At 65.5% G+C, this 20,721-nt stretch carries 17 protein-coding genes and 1 pseudogene; 9 read left to right on the top strand and 9 right to left on the bottom strand.

What is annotated here, in order from left to right; genetic code table 11:
• Positions 1–214: 214 nt before the first annotated feature.
• Both KHN93_RS07230 and KHN93_RS07225 read right to left on the bottom strand, forming a co-directional pair.
• Positions 215–1,126, bottom strand: a complete 912-nt coding sequence (locus tag KHN93_RS07230) for a sensor domain-containing protein (protein WP_212579333.1) — start codon at positions 1,124–1,126, stop codon at positions 215–217.
• Positions 1,123–1,485 carry a PadR family transcriptional regulator gene (locus KHN93_RS07225; protein WP_104561595.1) on the bottom strand — a complete coding sequence of 121 codons (363 nt, stop codon included), beginning with the start codon at positions 1,483–1,485 and terminating at the stop codon, positions 1,123–1,125. Before KHN93_RS07225 ends, KHN93_RS07230 begins: the two co-directional genes overlap by 4 nt.
• A gap of 329 nt (positions 1,486–1,814) precedes the next feature.
• Between KHN93_RS07225 and KHN93_RS07220 the strand changes: the two genes are divergently transcribed.
• Positions 1,815–3,374 carry an alginate export family protein gene (locus KHN93_RS07220; protein WP_212579332.1) on the top strand — a complete coding sequence of 520 codons (1,560 nt, stop codon included), beginning with the start codon at positions 1,815–1,817 and terminating at the stop codon, positions 3,372–3,374.
• A gap of 254 nt (positions 3,375–3,628) precedes the next feature.
• On the opposite strand, the gene KHN93_RS07215 is transcribed toward KHN93_RS07220, so the two are convergent.
• A complete protein-coding gene (locus tag KHN93_RS07215; RefSeq protein ID WP_212579613.1) occupies positions 3,629–5,005 on the bottom strand; it encodes a hypothetical protein in 1,377 nt (458 codons plus the stop codon).
• Between the two features lie 154 nt (positions 5,006–5,159).
• Between KHN93_RS07215 and KHN93_RS07210 the strand changes: the two genes are divergently transcribed.
• The 3 genes from KHN93_RS07210 (at position 5,160) to KHN93_RS07200 (ending at position 7,439) form a co-directional block, all read left to right on the top strand.
• The gene (locus KHN93_RS07210; RefSeq protein ID WP_024940643.1) at positions 5,160–5,834 is read left to right on the top strand and encodes a DUF502 domain-containing protein; all 675 of its coding nucleotides are present in this window, start codon (positions 5,160–5,162) and stop codon (positions 5,832–5,834) included.
• 4 nt (positions 5,835–5,838) lie between these two features.
• Positions 5,839–6,615, top strand: coding sequence for a queuosine precursor transporter (locus KHN93_RS07205; protein WP_024940642.1), 777 nt, complete (start codon positions 5,839–5,841; stop codon positions 6,613–6,615).
• A gap of 221 nt (positions 6,616–6,836) precedes the next feature.
• The gene (locus KHN93_RS07200) at positions 6,837–7,439 is read left to right on the top strand and encodes a LysE family translocator (protein WP_244812215.1); all 603 of its coding nucleotides are present in this window, start codon (positions 6,837–6,839) and stop codon (positions 7,437–7,439) included.
• Here the strand turns inward: KHN93_RS07200 and KHN93_RS07195 are convergent.
• Complete coding sequence (locus KHN93_RS07195) at positions 7,403–8,236, bottom strand: AraC family transcriptional regulator (protein ID WP_212579331.1); 834 nt, start codon at positions 8,234–8,236, stop codon at positions 7,403–7,405. The genes KHN93_RS07200 and KHN93_RS07195 overlap by 37 nt on opposite strands.
• Before the next feature lie 190 nt (positions 8,237–8,426).
• On the opposite strand from KHN93_RS07195, the gene KHN93_RS07190 reads away from it, so the two are divergent.
• Entirely contained in the window at positions 8,427–10,367 is a 1,941-nt protein-coding gene (locus KHN93_RS07190) for a DUF885 domain-containing protein (RefSeq protein WP_212579330.1), read from the top strand.
• Positions 10,368–10,373: 6 nt separating this feature from the next.
• Here KHN93_RS07190 and mmuM read toward each other — a convergent pair whose 3' ends face one another.
• The 5 genes and pseudogenes from mmuM to KHN93_RS07165 all read right to left on the bottom strand — a co-directional run bounded on the left by mmuM (position 10,374) and on the right by KHN93_RS07165 (position 14,441).
• Positions 10,374–11,336: a homocysteine S-methyltransferase gene (gene mmuM / locus KHN93_RS07185; protein ID WP_104570591.1), complete on the bottom strand. Its 963-nt coding sequence runs from the start codon at positions 11,334–11,336 to the stop codon at positions 10,374–10,376.
• Positions 11,333–12,730: an S-methylmethionine permease gene (gene mmuP, locus KHN93_RS07180; RefSeq protein ID WP_102596375.1), complete on the bottom strand. Its 1,398-nt coding sequence runs from the start codon at positions 12,728–12,730 to the stop codon at positions 11,333–11,335. The genes mmuM and mmuP overlap by 4 nt, the downstream gene beginning before the upstream one ends.
• Before the next feature lie 270 nt (positions 12,731–13,000).
• Positions 13,001–13,261, bottom strand: a pseudogene (uvrD, locus tag KHN93_RS07175) (DNA helicase II); the annotation flags it as partial.
• 17 nt (positions 13,262–13,278) lie between these two features.
• Positions 13,279–13,704, bottom strand: coding sequence for a hypothetical protein (locus KHN93_RS07170; RefSeq protein WP_212579329.1), 426 nt, complete (start codon positions 13,702–13,704; stop codon positions 13,279–13,281).
• A gap of 56 nt (positions 13,705–13,760) precedes the next feature.
• Positions 13,761–14,441 carry a hypothetical protein gene (locus KHN93_RS07165; RefSeq protein ID WP_104561585.1) on the bottom strand — a complete coding sequence of 227 codons (681 nt, stop codon included), beginning with the start codon at positions 14,439–14,441 and terminating at the stop codon, positions 13,761–13,763.
• 646 nt (positions 14,442–15,087) lie between these two features.
• Here KHN93_RS07165 and gloA2 point away from each other — a divergent pair.
• From gloA2 to KHN93_RS07145, 4 genes are all read left to right on the top strand, one after another.
• The gene (gene gloA2 / locus KHN93_RS07160) at positions 15,088–15,477 is read left to right on the top strand and encodes an SMU1112c/YaeR family gloxylase I-like metalloprotein (protein WP_104561482.1); all 390 of its coding nucleotides are present in this window, start codon (positions 15,088–15,090) and stop codon (positions 15,475–15,477) included.
• A 143-nt stretch (positions 15,478–15,620) separates the two neighbouring features.
• Entirely contained in the window at positions 15,621–16,514 is an 894-nt protein-coding gene (locus KHN93_RS07155) for an ABC transporter ATP-binding protein (RefSeq protein WP_212579328.1), read from the top strand.
• Positions 16,515–16,526: 12 nt separating this feature from the next.
• Entirely contained in the window at positions 16,527–20,117 is a 3,591-nt protein-coding gene (locus KHN93_RS07150) for an ABC transporter permease/M1 family aminopeptidase (RefSeq protein ID WP_212579327.1), read from the top strand.
• A gap of 105 nt (positions 20,118–20,222) precedes the next feature.
• Complete coding sequence (locus KHN93_RS07145) at positions 20,223–20,672, top strand: DUF2147 domain-containing protein (RefSeq protein ID WP_016904108.1); 450 nt, start codon at positions 20,223–20,225, stop codon at positions 20,670–20,672.
• The last annotated feature ends 49 nt before the right edge of the window (positions 20,673–20,721 follow it).

Below are 20,721 nucleotides of genomic sequence, written 5' to 3'. Positions count from 1 at the left end.
GTACTTGCGGCGTGTCCTGCGAGGGTGGGCGGACAAGGGCCCTGCAGCCAAGCCACAGAGCGGCCGCCCTGCAACTGCTCCATCCGCGCTGTCCAACCACCTACACGACTACGGGACTTCAAGTCGTTGCGTCTTTCAGGCCTTTCACTACAGACCACGTAACACTGCAGCGATCGCAGCCGCGTGCCATACAACCCGCAATCACACGCTGCACTCAACCTTCACCGCTCTTGACCAGCAAATGCTTGGCGAACATGCCGTGCAGCTTGCCGAAGGCGCGTGCCAGATGCAGCGTGACGAACAGCAGCAGCACGCCCACGACGAACAACGGCAGCGTCATCCAAGCGCTGGTGACATCCACGCCATCCCAGGTCAGCACCGCCGTGTTGTCGAACAGCAGCACCAGCGGTGAAGCGGCCAGGCCCAGCGCCAACGACAACAAGGTGGTGAACACGCTGAAGTAGACAATGCCCAGCGGCAGCATCAGCAGGAAGTACAGCATCGTGCTCCAGGTGAGCGCATCGGTGAACATCGCGCCGATGCGTTGCAGCCAGCCACCTTGTGGCCCCGGATGGGCAGGACGACGCGGCATGCGCACGCCCAGCAGCGTTTCCACCACGCGGCCTTCCACCAGTGATAGCACCCGCACCGATCCGAAGAACAGCACCAGCAACGGCACGCCGATGATCAGGATCATCAAACCCGCCGACAGGCTCGCGCCGGTGATCACCCAGGTGAAATAGAACACGCCGGTGACCAGCGACAGCAGCATGTAGAACAGCGCGCCGTAGCTGCGTGGATCGGCAGCCACGCCGAAGAATCTGCCGAACCACGTGCTGCGTCTGCGCGGCAGCGGCGGGCGCAGTGCACGTGTCACCGTCACTTCGGTTTCGCGATAGATCTCGGCCACCTCATCCGGCGCACCGTAGCTGCCTGCCACGCCGGCGATTACTTCCGCTTCGCTCTTGCCGGCCTGCTCGGCCAGTTCGGCGCGCAGATACTCTTCGGCGTCGTAGAGCGCGTCCTGGATCATCGCCGGATCCGCGCCGGCCAGGGCCTGGCGCAGTTGTGCCAGGTAATCGGGAATGGTGGTCGGCAACGGGCGTGCCTGCGCAATGGTCGTCATGAGTGGGTCCCCTCCAGCACTGAGTCAACGGAATCGCGGGTGGCGCGCCAGGCGGCGGTCCAGTCGCGCAGGCAATCACACCCGGTTTGGGTGATGCGGTAATAGCGCCGCGGCGGACCGGATGCCGACGGCTCGACATGGCTCTGCAGCAACCCGGCCCCCTCCAGATTGCGCAGCACCGGATACAGCGCGCTCTGCTTGCCGCTCAGCACACCGTCCAGCCGCTCCATGCGCTTGGCGATCAGATAGCCGTACAGCGGCTCCTCGGCCTGCGCCAGCACTGCCAGTAGCGCCAGAGACACCGTGCCCGCACTCAGCTCTTTCTGAAATTTCCGCAGGTAGGCATCGGGTTCGCTCATCGGCCATCTCCGCTAGGTCGAAGGCAATGCTATTGCGAAGTTGGGTATAGTGGATGTGCCGGTAGTCATGAGGCGGGGATTGGGGATTGGGGATTCGCAGAGCATTCCGGCTGAGAATTTCCTAGCGTTAACTCAAGCGGACTGAAGAAGAACTGGAGCGTCACTTGCACGCCTGTTTTTGCAAATCCCCAATCCCGACTCCCCAATCCCCGCTCATGTGCTTAGAACCATTGGGTTACTCCCTTTGCGGCAGCGCTCCACTACAGTCATTGCCCACTGAGCCGATACCACTCGCTCAGACGACTCACTTTTTTCGATAGGGCGACACGATGCGACTAGCACGCTTGGCACAGCCGGCCATGGCTGAAACTTCCTTTGGTGCCACCCGGCGCCTGTGCCTGGCGATCGGGTTGTCACTGCCGGGATTGGGGTTTGCGCAGGCGCAGACCGCGCCGGTCAATGCCGAGCAGACCCAGCCGGAGCCTGCCAAGGCTGCGCCTGCCGCTCCGGCAGCGCCCGCTACCGCGAAGGGTTATCCGCTGGAAGCGCAGGGTTGGGGCGCCAAGCAGGGCGGCAACATGTGGCAGGTGCGTTGGGCCGAAGACTGGTCGTATCTAAAGGATCCGTCCAAGCGCAAGAGTCCGTTCGATCCACTTAAGTACATTCCGTTCAATGAATCGGGCGATGTGTATGTCTCGCTCAGCAACGAATTGCGCGTGCGCAGCAACACCATCACCAATCCCGGTTTGATTCCCGGCAGCCATTCGCAGCAGCAGTATCTATTGCGCGCGTTCTTCGGCGCCGACTTTCATGTCGGCGAGCACTTCCGTCTGTATACGGAACTGGCGCACGGCAGCCTGGATGGACGCAACGAAGGTGCCAAGACCGGCACGCAGGAAAACAACGCGATCCTGCAGCAGGTGTTTTTCGATGTGAAGGGCCGTGTCGCCGATGCCGACCTCGGCCTGCGTGTCGGCCGTCAGGTGTTTGTCGATGGCCCCGTCACGCTGATGGCATTGCGCGACAACACCGATATCTTCGTGACCTTCAACGGTGTGCGCGCCTGGGCGATCGGCGAAAAGACCCGCGTGGACCTGTTCGATTTCAACTTCAACCTCGATGGCACCGAAGGCCTGGGCGACGATCGCATCGACCGCTCGCGGCACTTCCGCGGCGTGGTCGGCGGCTATCGCATGCCGACCGCCAAGCCGATGTACCTGGAGCCGTTCTTCTACCAGTTCCGTAACGACAATCAGGTCTGGGGCCGGCAGACCGCCGAAGAAAACCGCAACTATTACGGCCTGCGCCTCTGGGGCAATGTGGGCAAGCTGCGCACCGACTCGTTCGTGACCGTGCAGCGCGGCAGCTACGGCGGGCGCGATCTGCGCGCCTACATGGCCAGCACCTCCAACGCCTGGTCGCTGAGCGAATCGGGCTGGAAACCGCGATTGGGCTTCCATAGCGAAATCGCTTCCGGCGGCGGTGGCTCCTCCGGCACCGGCACGCTGCGCAACAACAACTTCCTCTATGGCAATACGATCTACTTCAGCTGGGCGACGTTCTTCGGCCCGGTCAACCTGGTCACCGCTGCGCCCACGTTCACCTTCTCGCCCACTTCCAAGATCACCGTGAACCTGGAATGGGAAACCCTGTGGCGGCAGACCACCAGCGATGCGATCTACAACAACCAGGCACGCGCCTACGCCCGCACGCAAAGCACCGGCGAGCGCCGCATCGGCACCATGCCGCGCATCAACGCCACCTGGAACATCGACCCGAACTGGTCGGTGACCTTCCGCGCCGAACACCTGATGGCCGGGCCTGCGCTCGAAAAGGCCGGTTACGGCGATTCGACCTTCGTGATGGGCTGGTTGAATTTCCGGTTCTAAGCCCGCGCTACGAGCGGCGCGTTGCATTGCGCAGCGCGCTCTTGCGCGTCCATGCGAGCAGGCGGAAGAAAGCTGATGTTGATAGCAACGCTGCACGCTTTCGCTATCACAGATGGCGGCACTGCCAACTTGGCGTATTAGCCTTCCTACGCAGCACGCAAGACGATGCTCCGCCAGCAGATGTAGCGGCAGCCCAAAGCGGGGCCGAGGTGGATCGCATGCACCCGCCCCACCCGTCCGCTGGACTTCAATGGTTAGGGCGCCTGGTTCTTCGGGGCCACTGCCGCCCCGGACTGATGCGCCATCCGGCTGCCTGCGAGCGGCCACAGATCCTCCATGACACCGTCTTCAGGCCTGGCGTATTGACGCAGCTGCATGCTCAGGCCGTCCGCAGCGGGCTGCAGTGGTCGCGCTTGCCCGCGCAGCGATGGCGGCAAGCCGGCAAGGCGCTGCTCGAGTGTCTGCGCATCACCAGGGTGATCGCGTAACCACAGCACGGCCGATAACGCGCGCAGTGCGGCGGCAGTGTCTTGCCGCTTATGCTGGTAATTTGCATAGTCAGGGCGTGCCAGACCCGCCAACAGACACCCCACTGCATTGGCAACGCAACCCATCGAGACGGTGTCCGGCACTGGAATCAGTGCCTGCGGCACCGCTTGATCCTGCGCCAGCACGGCCCGTACCGGCGCGCTGCATGCCCAGGTATAGGTCGGAGCCATCAGCGCATGGGTGCGTTCCTGGTCGAGTAGATGCAGCGACAATCGATCGTCCCAGGACAGATCGGTTGCCTGGCCGTTGTGGCTGGCTTCCTGAAATATCGAAAGCGCCATCCTTGATTCGCCGTGCAATGCGTCGCATAGCGAGATCTCATCGACCGCAAGCGGCGCAAATGCGGCCAGGCAGTGCGCAGGCAACGGATGCTGCGCCGGCAGCTCGGACAGCATGTCGGCAAGCAGGTGCGCATTGGTGCGCAGCATCGCCGCGCCAAGCATCGGCATGAGCAGATTGTCGCCGCTGCGCAGCAGTACGCGTGCAACCTGCGCATCGGTGCAGACACCCGCCAACGCCTGTGTGGTGCGCCCTTGCACAAAGTCCAGCGCGTTGCTGGTTATCGACACATTGAACCGAGGCAGTGGCGGCAACGGCGCAGTGGCAGAAGGCGGGAACGGGCTTCGGTAATCGGCGTAACCGGCCAGATCGCGCAGCTTGAACAACAACGGTATCTGGGTAGCCAGCGCATCGGCATAGGCTTGCGGCTGCTGACGCACGCGGTCCAGGCAGCCGGCATGGCGCGCGCATGGCGCCGGGGCTGTGGCCGGCCAATCCGGGTGGCGCGGATAGCGCGTGGCCGCACTCTGCAGCTGCATGCCTGCCGGCAAGCGCGCGAACCGCTGCACATCCTGCGCAACCAGCGCATTCCGCTGCGCATCGGGTACCGCGTACCCCAACGACCATAGCGCGGCGAACATATTGGGCCCACGCAGCGGCGGCTGCGGTTGACGCAGTTGCGCCAACGCCTGGCGCTGCGCGTCAGGAATCGGCCAGCGCGCGGAGATCGCGTACAGGGCCACCAGCAGGGCAATCAGGATGCATAGCCCCAGCAGGGCCGACTTGAGGAATTTGGCGAGCATGCGGGGGCAACCGTCCGTGGATGAGCTGCGCCATCTTAGAGCGGCCCGGACAGAGCCGCGAGTGGCATACGCCGATGCGCATTTGCCGTCTCCCCGGCGAACAAGGCGCACCGTGCGCCTGCACCGGACGCGGCCGAATGCCTACAATGCGCGTATGTCCGAATCCCCCACTCCGCCCACCCGCCCTTCCCTGCAACGCGTCTTTCTGACCGGTTTGCTCACCCTGCTGCCGGTCTGGCTGACCTGGGTGGTGGTGAAGTTCGTGTTCTCGCTGTTGTCGGGCATCAGCAGCCCGTGGGTGGTGCCGTTATCCGAACGCATCGCCGCCTCGTTCCCCGACTATCTGGGCTGGATCAAGGCACTGTGGGTGCAGAACACCATCGCGCTGATCGCCACCGTGGGCGCGATCCTGTTTGTCGGCATCCTGAGCCGGCGCGTGATCGGCCAGCGCCTGCTGCGCTGGTTCGAGGCGATCATGCGGCGCATCCCGCTGGCCAGCGTGGTGTACGACAGCGCGCGCAAATTGCTCGACATCCTGCAGACCCAGCCCGGCAGCACCCAGCGCGTGGTGCTGATCGACTTCCCGCACCGGGACATGAAATCGGTCGGTCTGGTTACGCGGGTGATCAAGGAACAGGGCACCGGCCGCGAGCTGGCAGCGGTGTACGTGCCGACCACGCCCAACCCGACCTCCGGCTATCTGGAGATCGTGCCGGTGGAGCTGCTCACGCCCACCGACTGGAGCGTGGACCAGGCGATGAGCTTCATCATCTCCGGCGGCGCAGTGGCGCCCGAATCCGTTCCCTTTACCCGTACCGCGGATCGCTAACGCCATGACACAGGTGCGCACCCTCGACGATCGTGCGGTTCGCCTGTTCATTGCGCTGGCGGCGTTCTTCTGCGTCAACGCGGCATTGGCCGAGTTCATCGGGGTCAAGATCTTCGCGCTGGAAGACACCCTCGGCATCGCGCCGTTGAACTGGAACCTGTTCGGCCAGACCGGCTCGCTCAGCTTCACCGCCGGCACCTTGCTGTGGCCGGTGGTGTTCATCATGACCGACACCATCAACGAGTTCTTCGGCAGCCGCGGGGTGCGTTTCATCTCGTGGGTGGCGGTGGCGCTGATCGGCTACGGCTTCGTGTTCGCGTTCGCCGCCATCGCACTGGCGCCGGCGGCTTGGTGGGTCACGGCGGCGCAGAGCCAGGGCGTGCCCGACTACCAGGCCGCCTTTGCAGCGGTCTTCGGCCAGGGGCTGTGGACGATCGGCGGCTCGCTGGTGGCCTTCCTGTTCGGCCAGTTGATCGATGTATCGGTGTTCCATCGCATCCGCCGCGCCACCGGCGAAAAGCACGTGTGGCTGCGCGCCACCGGCTCCACGGCGGTGTCGCAGTTGGTGGACAGCTTCGTGGTGATCTACATCGCCTTCGTGCTCGGCCCGCAGCATTGGTCCACCGACCAGTTCCTGGCGGTGAGCACGCTCAACTACGTCTACAAGATGGGCTTTGCGATCGCACTGATCCCGCTGCTGTATCTGGCGCGCCGCGCCATCGGCGCATACCTGGGCGCCGAGCGCGCCGAGCAACTGCGCGAAGAAGCCGCCGCCGGCTGACAACGCAAAAACCTGCCGGCCGCAGCGCTGCCAGGCGAGGACCCGCATCCGTGGCGTTGGCTCGCACTCGGCCTCATCGGTCCGGCATGTCGCCTGCCTGACGACCGCTGGCTGCGTTTACCGATCATGCAACGCCCGCAGCGACCGCCCATCGAAATTTTGTTCAATCCGTCGCCGCGCTCGCTGGCCATGCTGTTGCGCCCCGCTACGGATTCCGCGCCATGGACCATCTTGTCGCAATGGCCAGCTTCGCGCTGGTGTGCTCGATTTCGCCCGGGCCGGTCAACCTGGTCGCGCTGAGCACCGGCGCCAGCGCCGGCGCGCGTGCCGGGCACGGCCATGTGATCGGCGCCACCGTCGGCTTCGTCGCGCTGCTGGTGTTGGTGGGCATGGGACTGCAGCAGGTGCTGCTGCGCTGGCCGCTGCTCGGCCGTGCATTGCATCTGGCCGGGGTGGCGTTTCTGCTCTACATGGCCTGGCGCCTGCTGCGCGACGATGGCGTCATCCAGACCGACGAGGCGCGCCCGGCGGCCTCGTTCTGGACCGGTGCAGCAATGCAGTGGCTCAACCCCAAGGCCTGGTTGGCGGCGACCTCCGGCGTTGCCCTGTATGCGACGGCAGGCACCACGCAACTGGCGGGTTTTGCGGCGTTGTATGCGCTGATCTGCTATCCCTCGCTGGGGTGCTGGTTGCTGGCCGGCGCCGTGCTGCGGCGGCATGTGCAGGTGCCAAGGCAGCTGCGGCGGTTGAACCGGGTGCTGGCCGCGCTGCTGGTGCTGAGCGCGGTCTATCTGTTGCTGGAATGGGGCACGGCATTGCGGTAACGCCCTGGCGTCACCGCCCAGGCACGTTTGAAGCTGCGCTGCAGATGCGCCTGGTCGGCGTAGCCATGCGCGTAGGCGACCTCGGCAATGTCACCACCGCGCCGCAAGGCCTCGCGCGCACGCTGGAAACGGCAATCCAGCAGATACGCATGCGGGGTCAGCCCGTGCGCCTGACGGAAGCCACGAATCAAGCGCGGTGCCGGCATCCCGGCCAGCGTGCATAGCTCGCGCAGCGAGACCGCACGTGCATGATGGGCCTGCAGATACTCGGCTACCCGCTGCATCGGCCCGGTATCGACCGCAAGCGCACGACTGATCGGCTCCACATGCAGATGCAGCCGCGCCACGAATGCGATCAACGCACTCTCGCGTGCCAGCGCATCGGCATTGCCATCGATCAACACGGCATGCATGCGCTCGAAGGCGGTATAGGCTGCCGGGGTCTGGCACAGCGGCGCTGCGAGCATGTGCACATCCGCATTGGCGGCCAGGCCGAGTGCGCGTTGTTGTTCGCGCAGCCACGCCACGTCCAGATACAGCATGCGGAACGACCAGTCCTGCTGCTGATCCGGATTGCAGGCATGCACATCGCCAGGGTTGATCAGGGTCAGCGACCGCGCGCCCACCTGCGCTTGCATGCGTCCATTGCGATAGCGCGCCAGCCCGCGATCGATCGCACCCACCGACCATTGCTCATGCGTATGCGCGGCATAACACAGGCTGCGGCTGTTGATCACTTGGCGCAGTTCGACGAAGGGCAACGCCGGATCGCGCCAGAAGCCCTGCCCACCCTGCACGGGCAGCTGCGTCCCGCATGTCGATTCATCCCTTGGCATGTGCGCAAGCCTATCGCACTGCAACATGCCTGCGTGCTGCAGGCGTGCGCAGCGGGCTTCATGAATTCCAGGCGCGCCCCGTGTGCCGCATGGGTGGCCGGAACGGTGCGGATCGGGCAAGCTCCCCGCTCGCTTGTTCCCGGAGCCGGTAATGCCCCTCAGCTTTTCCCGCCTGCTGTCCCTGGCCCTGGCCGCCGTGCTGAGCCTGTCAGTGGCAGCGCCCGCCGATGCGGCCAAGAAGAAAACCGGCAAGGCACAGACCACGCAAACCCGCGCCAAGGCGAGCAAGGGCAAGAAGACCGCCAAGCCGGCGGCCAAGACCACCAAGGCCGCCAAGGGTGGCAAAGCCGCCAAGCCCAGGCCGCGTGCCGTGGCCGCACCGGTGGTGTTGACCAAGGCGCAGCAGCTCAATTTGCTCTACGACCAGTACTGGGATGCCTCGCTCAAGCTCAACCCGCTGCAGGCCACCTTCCAGGGCGAGACCCGCTACAACGACCAGTTGCCCAACTTCCTGTCGCCGGCGTTCCGGCAGCAGTCGCACGACTTCACCGTGCTGTGGCTGGGCAAGGCCGAGGCGCTGGGGCCGGACGGGCTGAGCGGGCAGGACCTGCTGAGCTACCAGATCTTCGTGCGCGATGCGCGTAGCGCACTGGCGGCCGAGCAGTTCCCCAGCTGGATGCTGCCGATCAACCAGTTCTACAACATCGCCAGCATCGCGGTGGTGCTGGGCTCGGGCACCGGCGCGCAGCCGTTCAAGACGGTCAAGGACTACGACAACTGGTCGCGGCGCGCGGTGGGCATCCCTGACCTGTTCGACCAGGCCATCACCAACATGCGCGCCGGCATGCAGGCCGGCGTGGTGCAGCCGAAGGTATTGATGCAGAAGGTGCTGCCGCAGCTGGACGCGATCATCGCGCGCAATGCCGAAGACAGCCTGTTCTGGGGTCCGGTGCGCAACCTGCCGGCAGACATGCCCGAGGCCGACAAGCAGCGCATCACCGCCGAGTACAAGCGACTGATCGAAGTGCGGATCATGCCGGCGTACCGGGCACTGCGCGGCTTCATCGCCACCGAGTACCTGCCGGCCTGCCGCGACACCGACGGCCTGACCGCGCTGCGCAATGGCGCGGCCTGGTACGCCTACGACGTGCGCCAGAGCACCACCTCCGAGCTGACCCCGGAGCAGATCCATCAGGTCGGGCTGGACGAGGTCGCGCGCCTGCAGGCAGAGATCGCCACGCTGGCCAAGCAGGTCAGGTTCCGCGGCAACCTGCCCAAGTTCTACAAGTTCATGCAGACCGACAGGCGCTTTGCGTTCCGCAGCGAGACCGAACTGTTGGGCTACTACCGTGGCCTGCAGGGACGCGTGCAGGCCGCGGTGCCGCGCCTGTTCAATGTGCAGGGCATGCCGGCGCTGGAAGTGCGCGTGGTGGAACCGCAGCGTGCGCAGTCGGCCGCCAGCGGCTCGTACATGCGTCCCAGCGGCGACGGCAGCACACCGGGCGTTTTCTACGTCAACACCTCCGACCTGGACACGCGCCGGACCTGGGAGACCGAGAGCCTGTATCTGCACGAGGCCATCCCCGGCCACCATTTCCAGCTCGGGCTGCAGCAGCAGCTGACCGACCTGCCCAAGTTCCGCCGCCTGGGCGGCGAGACCGCCTATATCGAGGGCTGGGGGCTGTATGCCGAATCGCTGGGCCGCGAACTGGGCCTGTATCAGGACCCGTACAACTACTACGGCTATCTGCAGAATGCGTTGTGGCGCGCGATTCGCCTGGTCACCGACACCGGGCTGCACAGCAAGGGCTGGACCCGCACCCAGGCGATCGACTACATGCTCAACAACTCCGCCATGACCCGGACCGATGCCGAGGCCGAGGTGGACCGCTACATGGCCATCCCCGGCCAGGCGTTGGCCTACAAGGTCGGCGAGATGAAGATCGCGCAGTTGCGCGAGCAGGCGCAACGCGAACTGGGCCCGCGCTTCGATGTGCGCGCCTTCCACACCGAAGTGCTCAAGGACGGCTCGGTGCCGCTGGATATCCTGCAGGACAAGATCCAGCGCTGGATCGCCACGCAGAAGGGCTGAGGCAGCTCAGCCCGCCACCCGCGCACGCGCCAGCGCGGCGATGTCGCGCGGTGTGGTGCGGCAGCAACCGCCGATCAGCCGCGCACCGGCCGCCAGCCACTGCGCATGCTGGTCGGCCAGGGTGCAGGCGGTCGTGCTTCCGGCATGCCACTGTTTTGCGCCGGCATCGTAGTGCTCGCCGGAATTGGGGTACACCACCAGCGGCAGCGCCGTCAGCGCGGACAATGTCTGCAACGCGGCGGTGACCTGCTCCAGCGCAATGCAGTTGATGCCCACCGCGATCACCTGCGCACACGCATCCAGCGCGGGTACGACCTGCGCCAGCGCGGTGCCATCGCTCAAATGCGCCGCATCGCGCAGGGTGAACGAGAACCACGCGTGCAGCTGCGGGAACTCCTCCAGCAGCAGGCGCAGCGCGACGATCTCGTTGGCCGACGGCAGCGTCTCGCAAGCCAGCACATCCACCCCCGCCTCGGCCAACGCGGCGATGCGCGGGCGATGGAAGTCCATCAGTTGCGCCAGCGGCAGGGCGTAGTCGCCCCGGTATTCCGAGCCATCGGCCAGGTAGGCGCCATACGGCCCGACCGACCCGGCCACCCATAACGGCGCGTCCTGTGGTTGCGCCTGCAGATGATCGACACGCGCCTGTGCCGCCAGGGCCACGCTGCGTGCGATCAGCGCCTGCGATTGCGCCAGGTCCAGCCCGCGCGCGGCAAAGCCCAGCGGCGTGGCCTGGTAGCTGGCAGTGATGGCGCACTGCGCGCCGGCAGCGAAATAGTCGCGATGCACCTGATAGATCAGCTCCGGCTGCTCCATCAGCACGCGCGCCGACCACAGCGCATCGTTGAGATCGCAGCCGCGCTGCTCCAGTTCGGTGGCGAGCGCGCCATCGAGCAGCACGTAGCCGTCCTGCTGCAGCGCCTGGCTGAAAGGCGCACCGGCGCGCGGCTGGCGTGGAAGAATCGTCATGCGGGTTGCCTCCTGCTCGCAAGCCATTGGGTGAGTGCGTAGGCGCCGTAGCACAGCGCCACGAATGGAATGCCGCACCACAACGCAATGCGCTGCTGCGGATCGAATGCCAGGCCGATGCAGGCCAGCAGACAGAGTGCAAAGCCCAGCAGCGGCGTCCACGGATACCAAGGTGCGCGATAGGCCAGGCTCTCCGGCGCGATGCCGTCGCGCAGCAACTGGCGACGGAAACGATAGTGCGAGGCGCAGATGCTCAACCACACCACCACCACCGCAAAGCCGGACACCGCCGAAATCGCCACGAACACGGTATCGGCCGCATAGACGCCGGTGAGCAGCGCCAACAGGCCGCCCAGCATGCTCAGTACCAGGGCCGGCAACGGGATGCCGCGCCGGGTCAGGCCTGCGAGCCGCGCCGGCAGCGTGCCTTCGTTGGCCAGCGACCACAGCATGCGCGCGGCCGCATACAGGCCGGAATTGGCCGCCGACAGGATCGCCGTCAGGATCACCGCATTCAACACATCGGCCGCATACGGGATGCCCAGCAACTCGAACGCGCGCACGAACGGGCTGGTGTCCACCGCCGCCTGCTCGGCCGGCAGCAACGCGGCCAGCACCAGCACGGTGCCGACGAACAACACCACCAGCCGCACCAGCGTGGTACGGATTGCCAGCGGAATCGCACGCGCCGGCTGCGCGGTTTCGCCAGCGGCCACGCCGATCAACTCGGTGCCGGAAAAGGCGAAGTTCACCGCCACCATCGTCATCAGGATCGGCAGCGTGCCTTGCGCAAACCAGCCGTCGGCGCGCAGGTGGCGCAATCCGGGTGCCGGCGACCCATCGGCCAACGGCAGCACGCCGATCACCGCCGCGCCGCCAAGCACGATGAACAGCACGATCGTGATCACCTTGATCAGCGAGAACCAGAATTCGCCTTCGGCAAACCAGCGCGCCGACACCGTGTTCAGGCCGAAGATCAGCGCGCAGAACAGCAGGCACCACGGCCATGCCGGCGTGTGCGGGAACCAGTACTGCATGCAGAACGCCGCCGCAGTCAGGCTCGATCCCAGCGCCACCGTCCAGGTGAGCCAGTACAACCACGCCACCACGTACCCGGTGGCCGGGCCGAGATAACGCGCGGCATACACATGGAAGGCCCCGGTCTGCGGCATCGCCACCGCCAGCTCGCCCAGGCACTGCATCACCAGATACACCACCAGCGCGCCGATCAGATAGGCGATCACCGTGCCGAGCGCGCCGGTGCTGGCGATGATGTAGCCGGTGTTGAAGAACAGCCCGGTGCCGATGACCCCACCCAGCGACAACATCACCAGATGGCGCACCTGCATGCTGCGCTGGAATTGCGGTGCGGCGGTCGGCGACGATTCGGGCATAGGTACATCTGATCGGGGGGAAGCTGCATCCTGCCACGTGCAGGCAGACGGGCACAGCCGTGTGCGGGCGAGCCGTGAGCCATGAGCTTTCGCTGACTGACGGGCGGCGATGCTGCCGATTGGTTTCCGCAGGCCCTCGGCATGCCGCATCATCGCCATCCAGCTGCGCAAACATCTGCGCGCGGCCGGTTTGCCCACAAACCTGCCAATGCCACAGCGGTGCATGCGATGACCTTGCTGCGCTCTGCATCGCGGGCACACGCCGGCCTTCTATGTGCGACGCGCCTTTGAACGTGCCGGGTCGAACTGGACCTGCACGCGGGCATGCGCGCCGCTGTCTTCGTCGTCGATGACCACGCCGCCGACCTTGGGATGCTGCACGTTGGCGCCGAGCGTGATCGCCGGCGCCTCGATCATGCCGTGCCGCAGGCTGCGCGGCGCGCCCAGCGAGGCGCTGCGCGAGACCTGCACCTTCGGCCGCACGTCGTGCAGCAGTTCGCGCGAGATCTCGCGCAGGAAGCGCGAGGGCAGGACGTTCGCCGTGCCGGTCAGGGATCGAGCCGGCAATAGGCGCCCGGTGTGTAGCCGAAGCTCTCGCTCATCGCGTTGCGAAACTCGGCGAACGTGAAGTCGGTCGCCACCCGCATCAACACGCCGGCATAGGCACCGCCGGTTCTGCCGCCGCTGCCGGTGCCCCACTGCACCTGCCAGGTCGCGTAGGTGTTACCGTCGTGGGTCTGGGCGCGCTGCAGGTCCACACGCAGGCCCTTGACCAGTTCCATTCCCGCAATCACGCCTTCGCTGTTGGCGTAGTCGGCGGGGACTTGGATCACGGTAGCGTCGTTGACCTCGCTGCGGCGGATGCCGACATGGTTGGCGATCTTCGCCGCCAGGTAGTCGTCGAGCACATGCTTGCGTATCGTGCTGCTGGTACTGCTGAACGTGCCGGTGCCGTTGTTGGTATAGGTGGTCATGGAGACAGTCCTCTTGTGTTGGGTGGATGCGCGGATGGGCGACGGCGTCGGGCCGGTCAGAGTTGGTGCAGGCGTTCGATGAACCCGGCGCGGTCCTCGATGCGTTGGTCGGTGGCGATCAGCGGCCGGTCCTGCCAGGTCGCCTTGCCGACGCGGACGAGGGTTGCCTGGGCATCGGTGAGATCGCCGGCCTTAACCCCCACGCTCTCGGTCAACTGCGCATAGCGGATCAGCAACCGGTCACGTGCGATGTAGACCACCTGGCTGGACGTTGCCGTATGCATATTGATCTCGATCTGCTCCACCAGCGCCGGCAACCGGTGCGATGTCAGCAGTTCGAGGCGATTGACGCCGCAGATGCACGACCAGCCGGCAAACATGCCGTCCTCGGTGAGCAGGGGAGCAAATTGCGGCAGCCAGGCCAGCGAAAAGCAGCTATCGACGATCAGCGCCGGCGTGCGGATGCCGATGGTGACCAGATCCTCGATGAAACTCGTGACCTCTTCGACACCTTTGCAGTCGTTTAACTGGATCGGTGCGCCTTGGTTGTCGACATCGCCGTGGCCGCCGCCGATCCACAGCGTGTCGTAATGCAACTGCGGCGTGCCCTGCTCGGTGCGCGGCAAAGCTGCGACGATCGCGTCGCGATCAGGCAGCGTGCCGGCCGTGTGCCGGATCACATGCACGCCCTGGGGGATGGATTTGAGATGCTGCGGCTGGAACGCAAGAATGGACATGGGCAGACTCGGTTGGCATGGAAGGACGATGCCCGGCGGCGTCATGCAAACGCGCACCGGTACGACATCGGTGTCCAGCATCGGTTGCGTCGACAGTGCAGCCCATCGGCAAACCCCTGAGATCGGCCTGCCACGCGGAGGATGTCGGCGGAGCGGAGGATGTCGGCGGAGAGCACCACGATGCGCTTCCGCATTCCCGGCCAGGAATCGCGCATGCGGCGCTACATGTCCGTGCAGGGGCGTTGGCGGATCAGCCGTGCTGTGGTCCTCGATGTGCACGCGCGGAGCGCTGCGTCACGCGCATTGCATCGCTGCCGCACGATGTCGATCAGCCATCCTGCAACGCGTGCGCAGACGAGCACAGCCGTATGCCAGGGCCCGCGGCTAACTATCGGGCGGTTATGCTGCCGATTGGTTTCCGCTGGTCTTCTGACATGCCGCATCATCGCCACCTAGCTCCGCAAACATCTGCGCACGGCCTGCTTGCTGTGGGCTTGCCCACAACCCTGCCAATGCCGCAGCACCTTGCATGCGATGACGCTGCTGCGTCCTGCATCGCGGGCACGCGCCCGCCGTCTGCATGCGAGGCGCCGCCGAGCGTGCCGGCACTGCCCGGCTGGTCGACGTCAATGCGTTGGAGCGCGGCATGAAGCTCGCCGGCATCCACCATGTGGCGATCATCGCTGGCGACTACGCGGTGTCCAAACGGTTCTACTGCGACATCCTGGGCTTGCGCGTGCTCGATGAGCATTATCGGCAGGCGCGCGATTCCTGGAAGCTGGACCTGGCACTGCCCGATGGCGGCCAGATCGAGCTGTTCTCGTTTCCCGCCGCACCGCTGCGCCCCAGCCGCCCGGAAGCACGCGGCCTGCGCCATCTTGCCTTCCGCGTCGAGGATCTGGACGCGGCCGTGGCGCATCTCACTGCGCACGGCGTGGCCACCGAAGACATCCGCATCGACGAGTACACCGGCCGCCGCTTCACCTTCTTCGCCGACCCGGATGACCTGCCGCTGGAGCTGTACGAAGTGGGTTGAGCGCAGCATGCCCTGCGGGTTCGGTCACATCCGCCCTACGGTCGCGTCCAACAGGCGTAGTCGATCGTCTCTGTGACTTTCGGCGGATGCGGCACTGCAGTAACGCCGTGAAGATCAAGCCACCCAGGACACAGGAACCGTCCATGCTGCAGATCCGTGCGCTGTCCAAGACCTACGCCAATGGCGTGCATGCGCTGCAAGGCGTCACGCTCGACATCCCTCGCGGCATGTTCGGCTTGCTGGGGCCAAACGGCGCCGGCAAGTCGTCCTTGATGCGCACGCTGGCCACGCTGCAGGAACCTGACTCGGGTAGCGTCAGCCTGACCGGTGCCGATGGCAGCAGCATCGACGTACTCGCCGACAAGGACGCATTGCGGCGCCGGCTGGGCTATTTGCCGCAGGATTTCGGCGTGTACCCGAAAGTGAGCGCGCTGGACATGCTCGATCACTTCGCCGTGCTCAAGGGGCTCACCGATCGCGGCCAACGCAAGGAGGTGGTCGAGCGACTATTGCAGCAGGTCAACCTGTGGGACGCGCGCAAGCGCAAGCTCGGCACCTATTCCGGCGGCATGCGGCAACGCTTCGGCATTGCGCAGGCACTGCTGGGCAATCCGCAACTGGTCATCGTCGACGAGCCCACCGCCGGGCTGGATCCGGAAGAGCGCAATCGCTTTCTCAATCTGCTGGCCGAAATCGGCGAAAACGTGGTGGTGATCCTGTCCACCCACATCGTCGAGGACGTCACCGACCTGTGCCCGACGATGGCCATCATGAACAAGGGCCAGGTGCTGCTGAGCGGGCGGCCCGCCGATGCGATCGACATGCTGCATCAACAGGTCTGGCGCAAACAGGTCAGCAAGCAGGCATTGCCCGATTACGAGGCGCGCCTCACCGTGCTGTCCACGCGCCTGATTGCCGGCCACCCGGTGATCCACGTGTTCAGTGCCGACTGCCCGGAGCCGGGGTTCGAACAGGTCGCTCCCGATCTTGAGGATGTCTATTTCCAGCGCCTGCGCAAGCAAGCGCTGGCCGCCTGACGGAGCGCGGCGATGATCATGGCGTTCCTGCGCTTCGAGCTGCGCGAACAACTGCGCTCGCCCTTGCTGTGGCTGCTGGCCGCGCTGTACGCGTTGCTGGCGTTTGCCGCGCTGTCCAGCGATGCCGTGCAGATCGGCGGCGGCATCGGCAACGTGCTGCGCAATGCGCCTACGGTGATCGCCACGCTGCTGGGGCTTTTCAGCCTGCTCGGCCTGCTGGTGATCACCCTGTTCGTCAGCAATGCCCTGCTGCGCGACTTCGACCTGGGCACTGCCGAGCTGGTGTTTTCCACACCGATACGGCGGCGCGACTACCTGCTCGGCCGCATCGGTGCTGCACTGATCGCCGGCATGCTGATGTACGTGGTGATCGCGCTGGGCATGTTCGCCGCGCAATTCATGCCGTGGATCGATCAGGCGCGGCTCGGGCCGGTCGCGGTGCTGCCCTATCTGTGGTCGCTGCTGGTGCTGGTGCTGCCCAACCTGCTGTTCACCACCGCGCTGCTGTCGGTGCTGGCGGTGACCACGCGCAGCATCCTGTGGGTCTACATCGGCGTGATCGTGTTCTTCGTACTGTACGGCGTGAGCCGTGCGCTGATGGCCGACCTGGACAATGTGTGGATTGCCACGCTGGCCGACCCGCTCGGCATTCGCGCGCTATCGCAGACGCTGCGCTACTGGTCGGTGGAGCAGCGCAACCACCAGCTACCGCCGCTGACCGGCTACCTGCTCGCCAATCGCGCGGTGTGGCTGGGTATGAGCGGTGTGTTGTTTGCCGCCACGTTCGCGCTGTTCCGTACCGAGCGCAGCGGGACGCGACGGCGCCGTGGGGTGGCGTCGGTTGCGCCCGCTGATGCACCTCCCGCCAGCGCGCACGTCAGCACGACACGCCTGACGGTCACCCCGCGCTTCGGCGCGGCCACTGCATGGCGGCAACTGCTGCGCCAGATCCGCTTCGACACGCTGGGCGTGCTGCGCAGCGCACCGTTCGTGGTGCTGCTGATGCTGGGCCTGGCCAACTTCATTCCGACCGCGCTGTTCAACGCGCGCTATTACGGCACCGCCGTGCTGCCGGTGACCTCGTTGATGCTGGAGGCCCTGCAAAACAGCTACAGCTTTCTGCTGATCATCGTGGTGCTGTTCTATGCCGGCGAGCTGGTGTGGAAGGAGCGCAGCAACCGCATCGACGGCATCACCGACGCAATGCCGGTCCCCGATTGGGTGCCGCTGCTCGGCAAGTTCGTCGCCTTGCTGGCGGTGATCGCCAGCTTCCAGGCCGCCGGTGCGTTGACCTCGATCGCGCTGCAGCTGGGCCGTGGCTATACCAGCATCGAGCCGCTGCTGTATCTCAAGACGCTGGCGCTGGGCTCGGTGCTTTACGTGCTGATGGGCGGCATGGCGCTTGCGCTGCAGGTGCTGAGCAACAACAAGTTCGTCGGCTATGCGCTGCTGATGCTGGTGTTGATCGGGCAATCGGTGCTGTCGATGCTCGACTACACCCAGAACCTCTACACCTTTGGCGGCTGGCCCAACGCGCCGTATTCGGACATGAACGGCTACGGGCACTTCCTGCCCGGCCAGTTGTTGTTCCAGGGCTATTGGGGCGTGTTCCTGCTGGCGCTGCTCCTGCTGTCCTCGGCGTTCTGGCCGCGCGGCGTGGGCCCTGGCCTGCGCCAGCGCGTGCGGCTGGCGTTACGGCGCCTGCGCGGCCCGACCGGTGCGGCCCTGGCGATCACCCTGCTCGGCTTCGCGGCGATCGGCGGCTGGCTGTACTGGAACACCAACGTCTACAACAGCTTCCTGTCGCCGGAACAACAGCTGGACCTGCAGGCACGCTACGAGCGCGATTACCGCAAGTACAAGGATCTGCCGCAGCCGCGCATCGTCGCCGTCGACAACCACGTCGACCTGCATCCGGAAAGCCAGTCGGTCGTGGTCGATGCCACCTGGACGGTGCGCAACACCCACCCCACACCGATCAGCGAAGTGCACATCGGCATGCAGGGCCGCACCGGCGACCGCAGCCTGGTCAAGGTGGATCTGGGCGGGCAGACGCTGACCACGCACGATATCCCGGCCGGCTATCGCATCTACCGCCTGCAGACACCGCTGCAGCCCGGGCAGGAGCGCGTATTCCGCTTCCGCGTGGACCAGCATCCGCATGGCCTCACCGCCGAGCAGGCGCAGACCGAACTGGTCGCCAACGGCAGCTTCTTCAACACCACCCTGCTGCCCTGGTTCGGCTACAACACGCAGACCGAGATCAGCGACCGCAACGAGCGCCGCAAACGCGGCCTGGGCGAGCCCACCCGCATGCCCAAGCTCGAAGACCAGGCCGCGCGCGCCAACACCTACGTCAGCAACGATGCCGACTGGCTCGCTTTTGCCAGCACCGTCTGCACCGCGCCGGACCAGATCGCGCTGGCGCCGGGCTATCTGCAGCAGGAATTCCAACGCAATGGCAGGCGCTGCTTCCGCTACGTGATGGATCGTCCCATGCTCAACTTCTATGCCTACCTGTCGGCACGCTGGGAAGTGCGCAAGGCGCGCTACAAGAACATCCCGATCGAGATCTATTACGACCCCAAGCACCCGTACAACGTGCAGCGCATGATCGAGAGCGTACAGAAATCGCTGGCCTATTACGAAGCCAACTTCAGCCCGTATCAGCATCATCAGGTGCGCATCATCGAGTTCCCCGGCTACGCGCGGTTTGCGCAGTCGTTCGCCAATACCATTCCCTACTCCGAGTCGATCGGCTTCATCGCCGACCTGCGCGACAAGAACGACATCGACTACGTGTTCTATGTCACCGCGCACGAAGTGGCGCACCAGTGGTGGGCGCACCAGGTGATCGGTGCGAACGTGCAGGGCGCCACCCTGCTGTCCGAATCGCTGGCGCAGTATTCGGCGTTGATGGTGATGGAGCGCGAGTACGGACGCGCGCATATGCGCCGTTTCCTCCGCTACGAGCTGGATCGCTACCTGGAAGGCCGTGGTGGCGAAACCATCGAGGAATTGCCGCTGTATCGGGTGGAGGATCAGCAATACATCCACTACCGCAAGGGCTCGCTGGCGTTCTATCGGCTGCGCGAGGACATCGGTGAGCAGGCGCTCAATCGCGCATTGCAGCGCTTTCTGGCGGCCAAGGCGTTTCAACAACCGCCTTACACCACCTCGGCCGAGCTGCTGCAGACCATTCGCGCCGAAGCACGCCCGGACCAGCAAGGGCTGATCACCGACCTGTTCGAGAAGATCACCTTCTACGACAACCGCGTGGTCAGCGCACAGGCACGCAAGCGCCCCGATGGCCGCTTCGAGGTGACCGTGCAAACGCAGGCGGCCAAGCTGCAGGCCGATGGCAAGGGCAAGGAGCATGCAGTGCCGCTGGACGACTGGATCGAAGTGGCGATCTACGGCGCTCCGGCCGGCAAGGACGCGCAGGCGCCGGTACTGGCCTTGCAACGGCAGCACGTCACCAGCGCCGCGCCCAGTTTCACCATGACCGTGGACCGCCTGCCGGTCGAAGCCGGCTTCGATCCGGACAACAAGCTGATCGACCGCGTGCCGGCGGACAACCGCAAGCAGGTAACCCTGCAGTAGCCGAATGAACGCATTCCGCAGCGCGTCTTTCCGCCACCATACTCCACGGTATACATTCCGGTCAGGCCGCCGACGGCGGCCATAGCAATCCCTGGGAGGGGACACATGCGCAAGACCTTCAAGACCCTGATGCTGGCCCTGCCGCTGGCCGCCGCCTCGCTGCTGGCCCAGGCCGCCGATTCGCCGGTGGGCCGCTGGAAGACCATCGACGACGAGACCGGCAAGCCCAAGTCGGTGGTGCAGATCGAACAGCTCGGCAACGGCACGCTGAGCGGCAAGGTGGTCGACATCCTGCAGTCCAACCACGGGCCCAACCCGACCTGCGACAAGTGCGATGGCGCGCTCAAGGGCAAGCCGATCAAGGGCATGACCATCCTGTGGGGCCTCAAGCCCGACGGCACCGCGGTGTGGAGCGGCGGCTCGGTGCTCGACCCGGCCAAGGGCAAGACCTACAAGGCCAAGGTCACCCTGACCGATGGCGGCAAGAAGCTGCAGATGCGCGGCTATGTGGGCATCGAGGCATTGGGCCGGACCCAGACCTGGATTCGCGAGTAGTCGGGAATCGGGATTGGGGAATCGGTACGAGCAGGCGCCCGTGAGGGCG

Origin of the sequence: Xanthomonas arboricola pv. juglandis (assembly GCF_905367715.1) — a bacterium.
Taxonomy (GTDB): domain Bacteria; phylum Pseudomonadota; class Gammaproteobacteria; order Xanthomonadales; family Xanthomonadaceae; genus Xanthomonas; species Xanthomonas arboricola.
This window is presented reverse-complemented; position numbering and strand designations above follow the sequence as displayed.

What these genes read in the sequence shown, in the direction of transcription:
- KHN93_RS07200 (WP_244812215.1), top strand. Translation starts at nt 6,837, where the DNA reads ATGGACCATCTTGTCGCAATGGCCAGCTTCGCGCTGGTGTGCTCGATT.
- KHN93_RS07150 (WP_212579327.1), top strand. Translation starts at nt 16,527, where the DNA reads ATGATCATGGCGTTCCTGCGCTTCGAGCTGCGCGAACAACTGCGCTCG.
- KHN93_RS07230 (WP_212579333.1), bottom strand. Translation starts at nt 1,126, where the DNA reads ATGACGACCATTGCGCAGGCACGCCCGTTGCCGACCACCATTCCCGAT.
- KHN93_RS07190 (WP_212579330.1), top strand. Translation starts at nt 8,427, where the DNA reads ATGCCCCTCAGCTTTTCCCGCCTGCTGTCCCTGGCCCTGGCCGCCGTG.
- gloA2 (WP_104561482.1), top strand. Translation starts at nt 15,088, where the DNA reads ATGAAGCTCGCCGGCATCCACCATGTGGCGATCATCGCTGGCGACTAC.
- mmuP (WP_102596375.1), bottom strand. Translation starts at nt 12,730, where the DNA reads ATGCCCGAATCGTCGCCGACCGCCGCACCGCAATTCCAGCGCAGCATG.
- KHN93_RS07225 (WP_104561595.1), bottom strand. Translation starts at nt 1,485, where the DNA reads ATGAGCGAACCCGATGCCTACCTGCGGAAATTTCAGAAAGAGCTGAGT.
- KHN93_RS07170 (WP_212579329.1), bottom strand. Translation starts at nt 13,704, where the DNA reads ATGACCACCTATACCAACAACGGCACCGGCACGTTCAGCAGTACCAGC.
- mmuM (WP_104570591.1), bottom strand. Translation starts at nt 11,336, where the DNA reads ATGACGATTCTTCCACGCCAGCCGCGCGCCGGTGCGCCTTTCAGCCAG.
- KHN93_RS07215 (WP_212579613.1), bottom strand. Translation starts at nt 5,005, where the DNA reads ATGCTCGCCAAATTCCTCAAGTCGGCCCTGCTGGGGCTATGCATCCTG.
- KHN93_RS07155 (WP_212579328.1), top strand. Translation starts at nt 15,621, where the DNA reads ATGCTGCAGATCCGTGCGCTGTCCAAGACCTACGCCAATGGCGTGCAT.
- KHN93_RS07220 (WP_212579332.1), top strand. Translation starts at nt 1,815, where the DNA reads ATGCGACTAGCACGCTTGGCACAGCCGGCCATGGCTGAAACTTCCTTT.
- KHN93_RS07145 (WP_016904108.1), top strand. Translation starts at nt 20,223, where the DNA reads ATGCGCAAGACCTTCAAGACCCTGATGCTGGCCCTGCCGCTGGCCGCC.
- KHN93_RS07165 (WP_104561585.1), bottom strand. Translation starts at nt 14,441, where the DNA reads ATGTCCATTCTTGCGTTCCAGCCGCAGCATCTCAAATCCATCCCCCAG.
- KHN93_RS07205 (WP_024940642.1), top strand. Translation starts at nt 5,839, where the DNA reads ATGACACAGGTGCGCACCCTCGACGATCGTGCGGTTCGCCTGTTCATT.
- KHN93_RS07210 (WP_024940643.1), top strand. Translation starts at nt 5,160, where the DNA reads ATGTCCGAATCCCCCACTCCGCCCACCCGCCCTTCCCTGCAACGCGTC.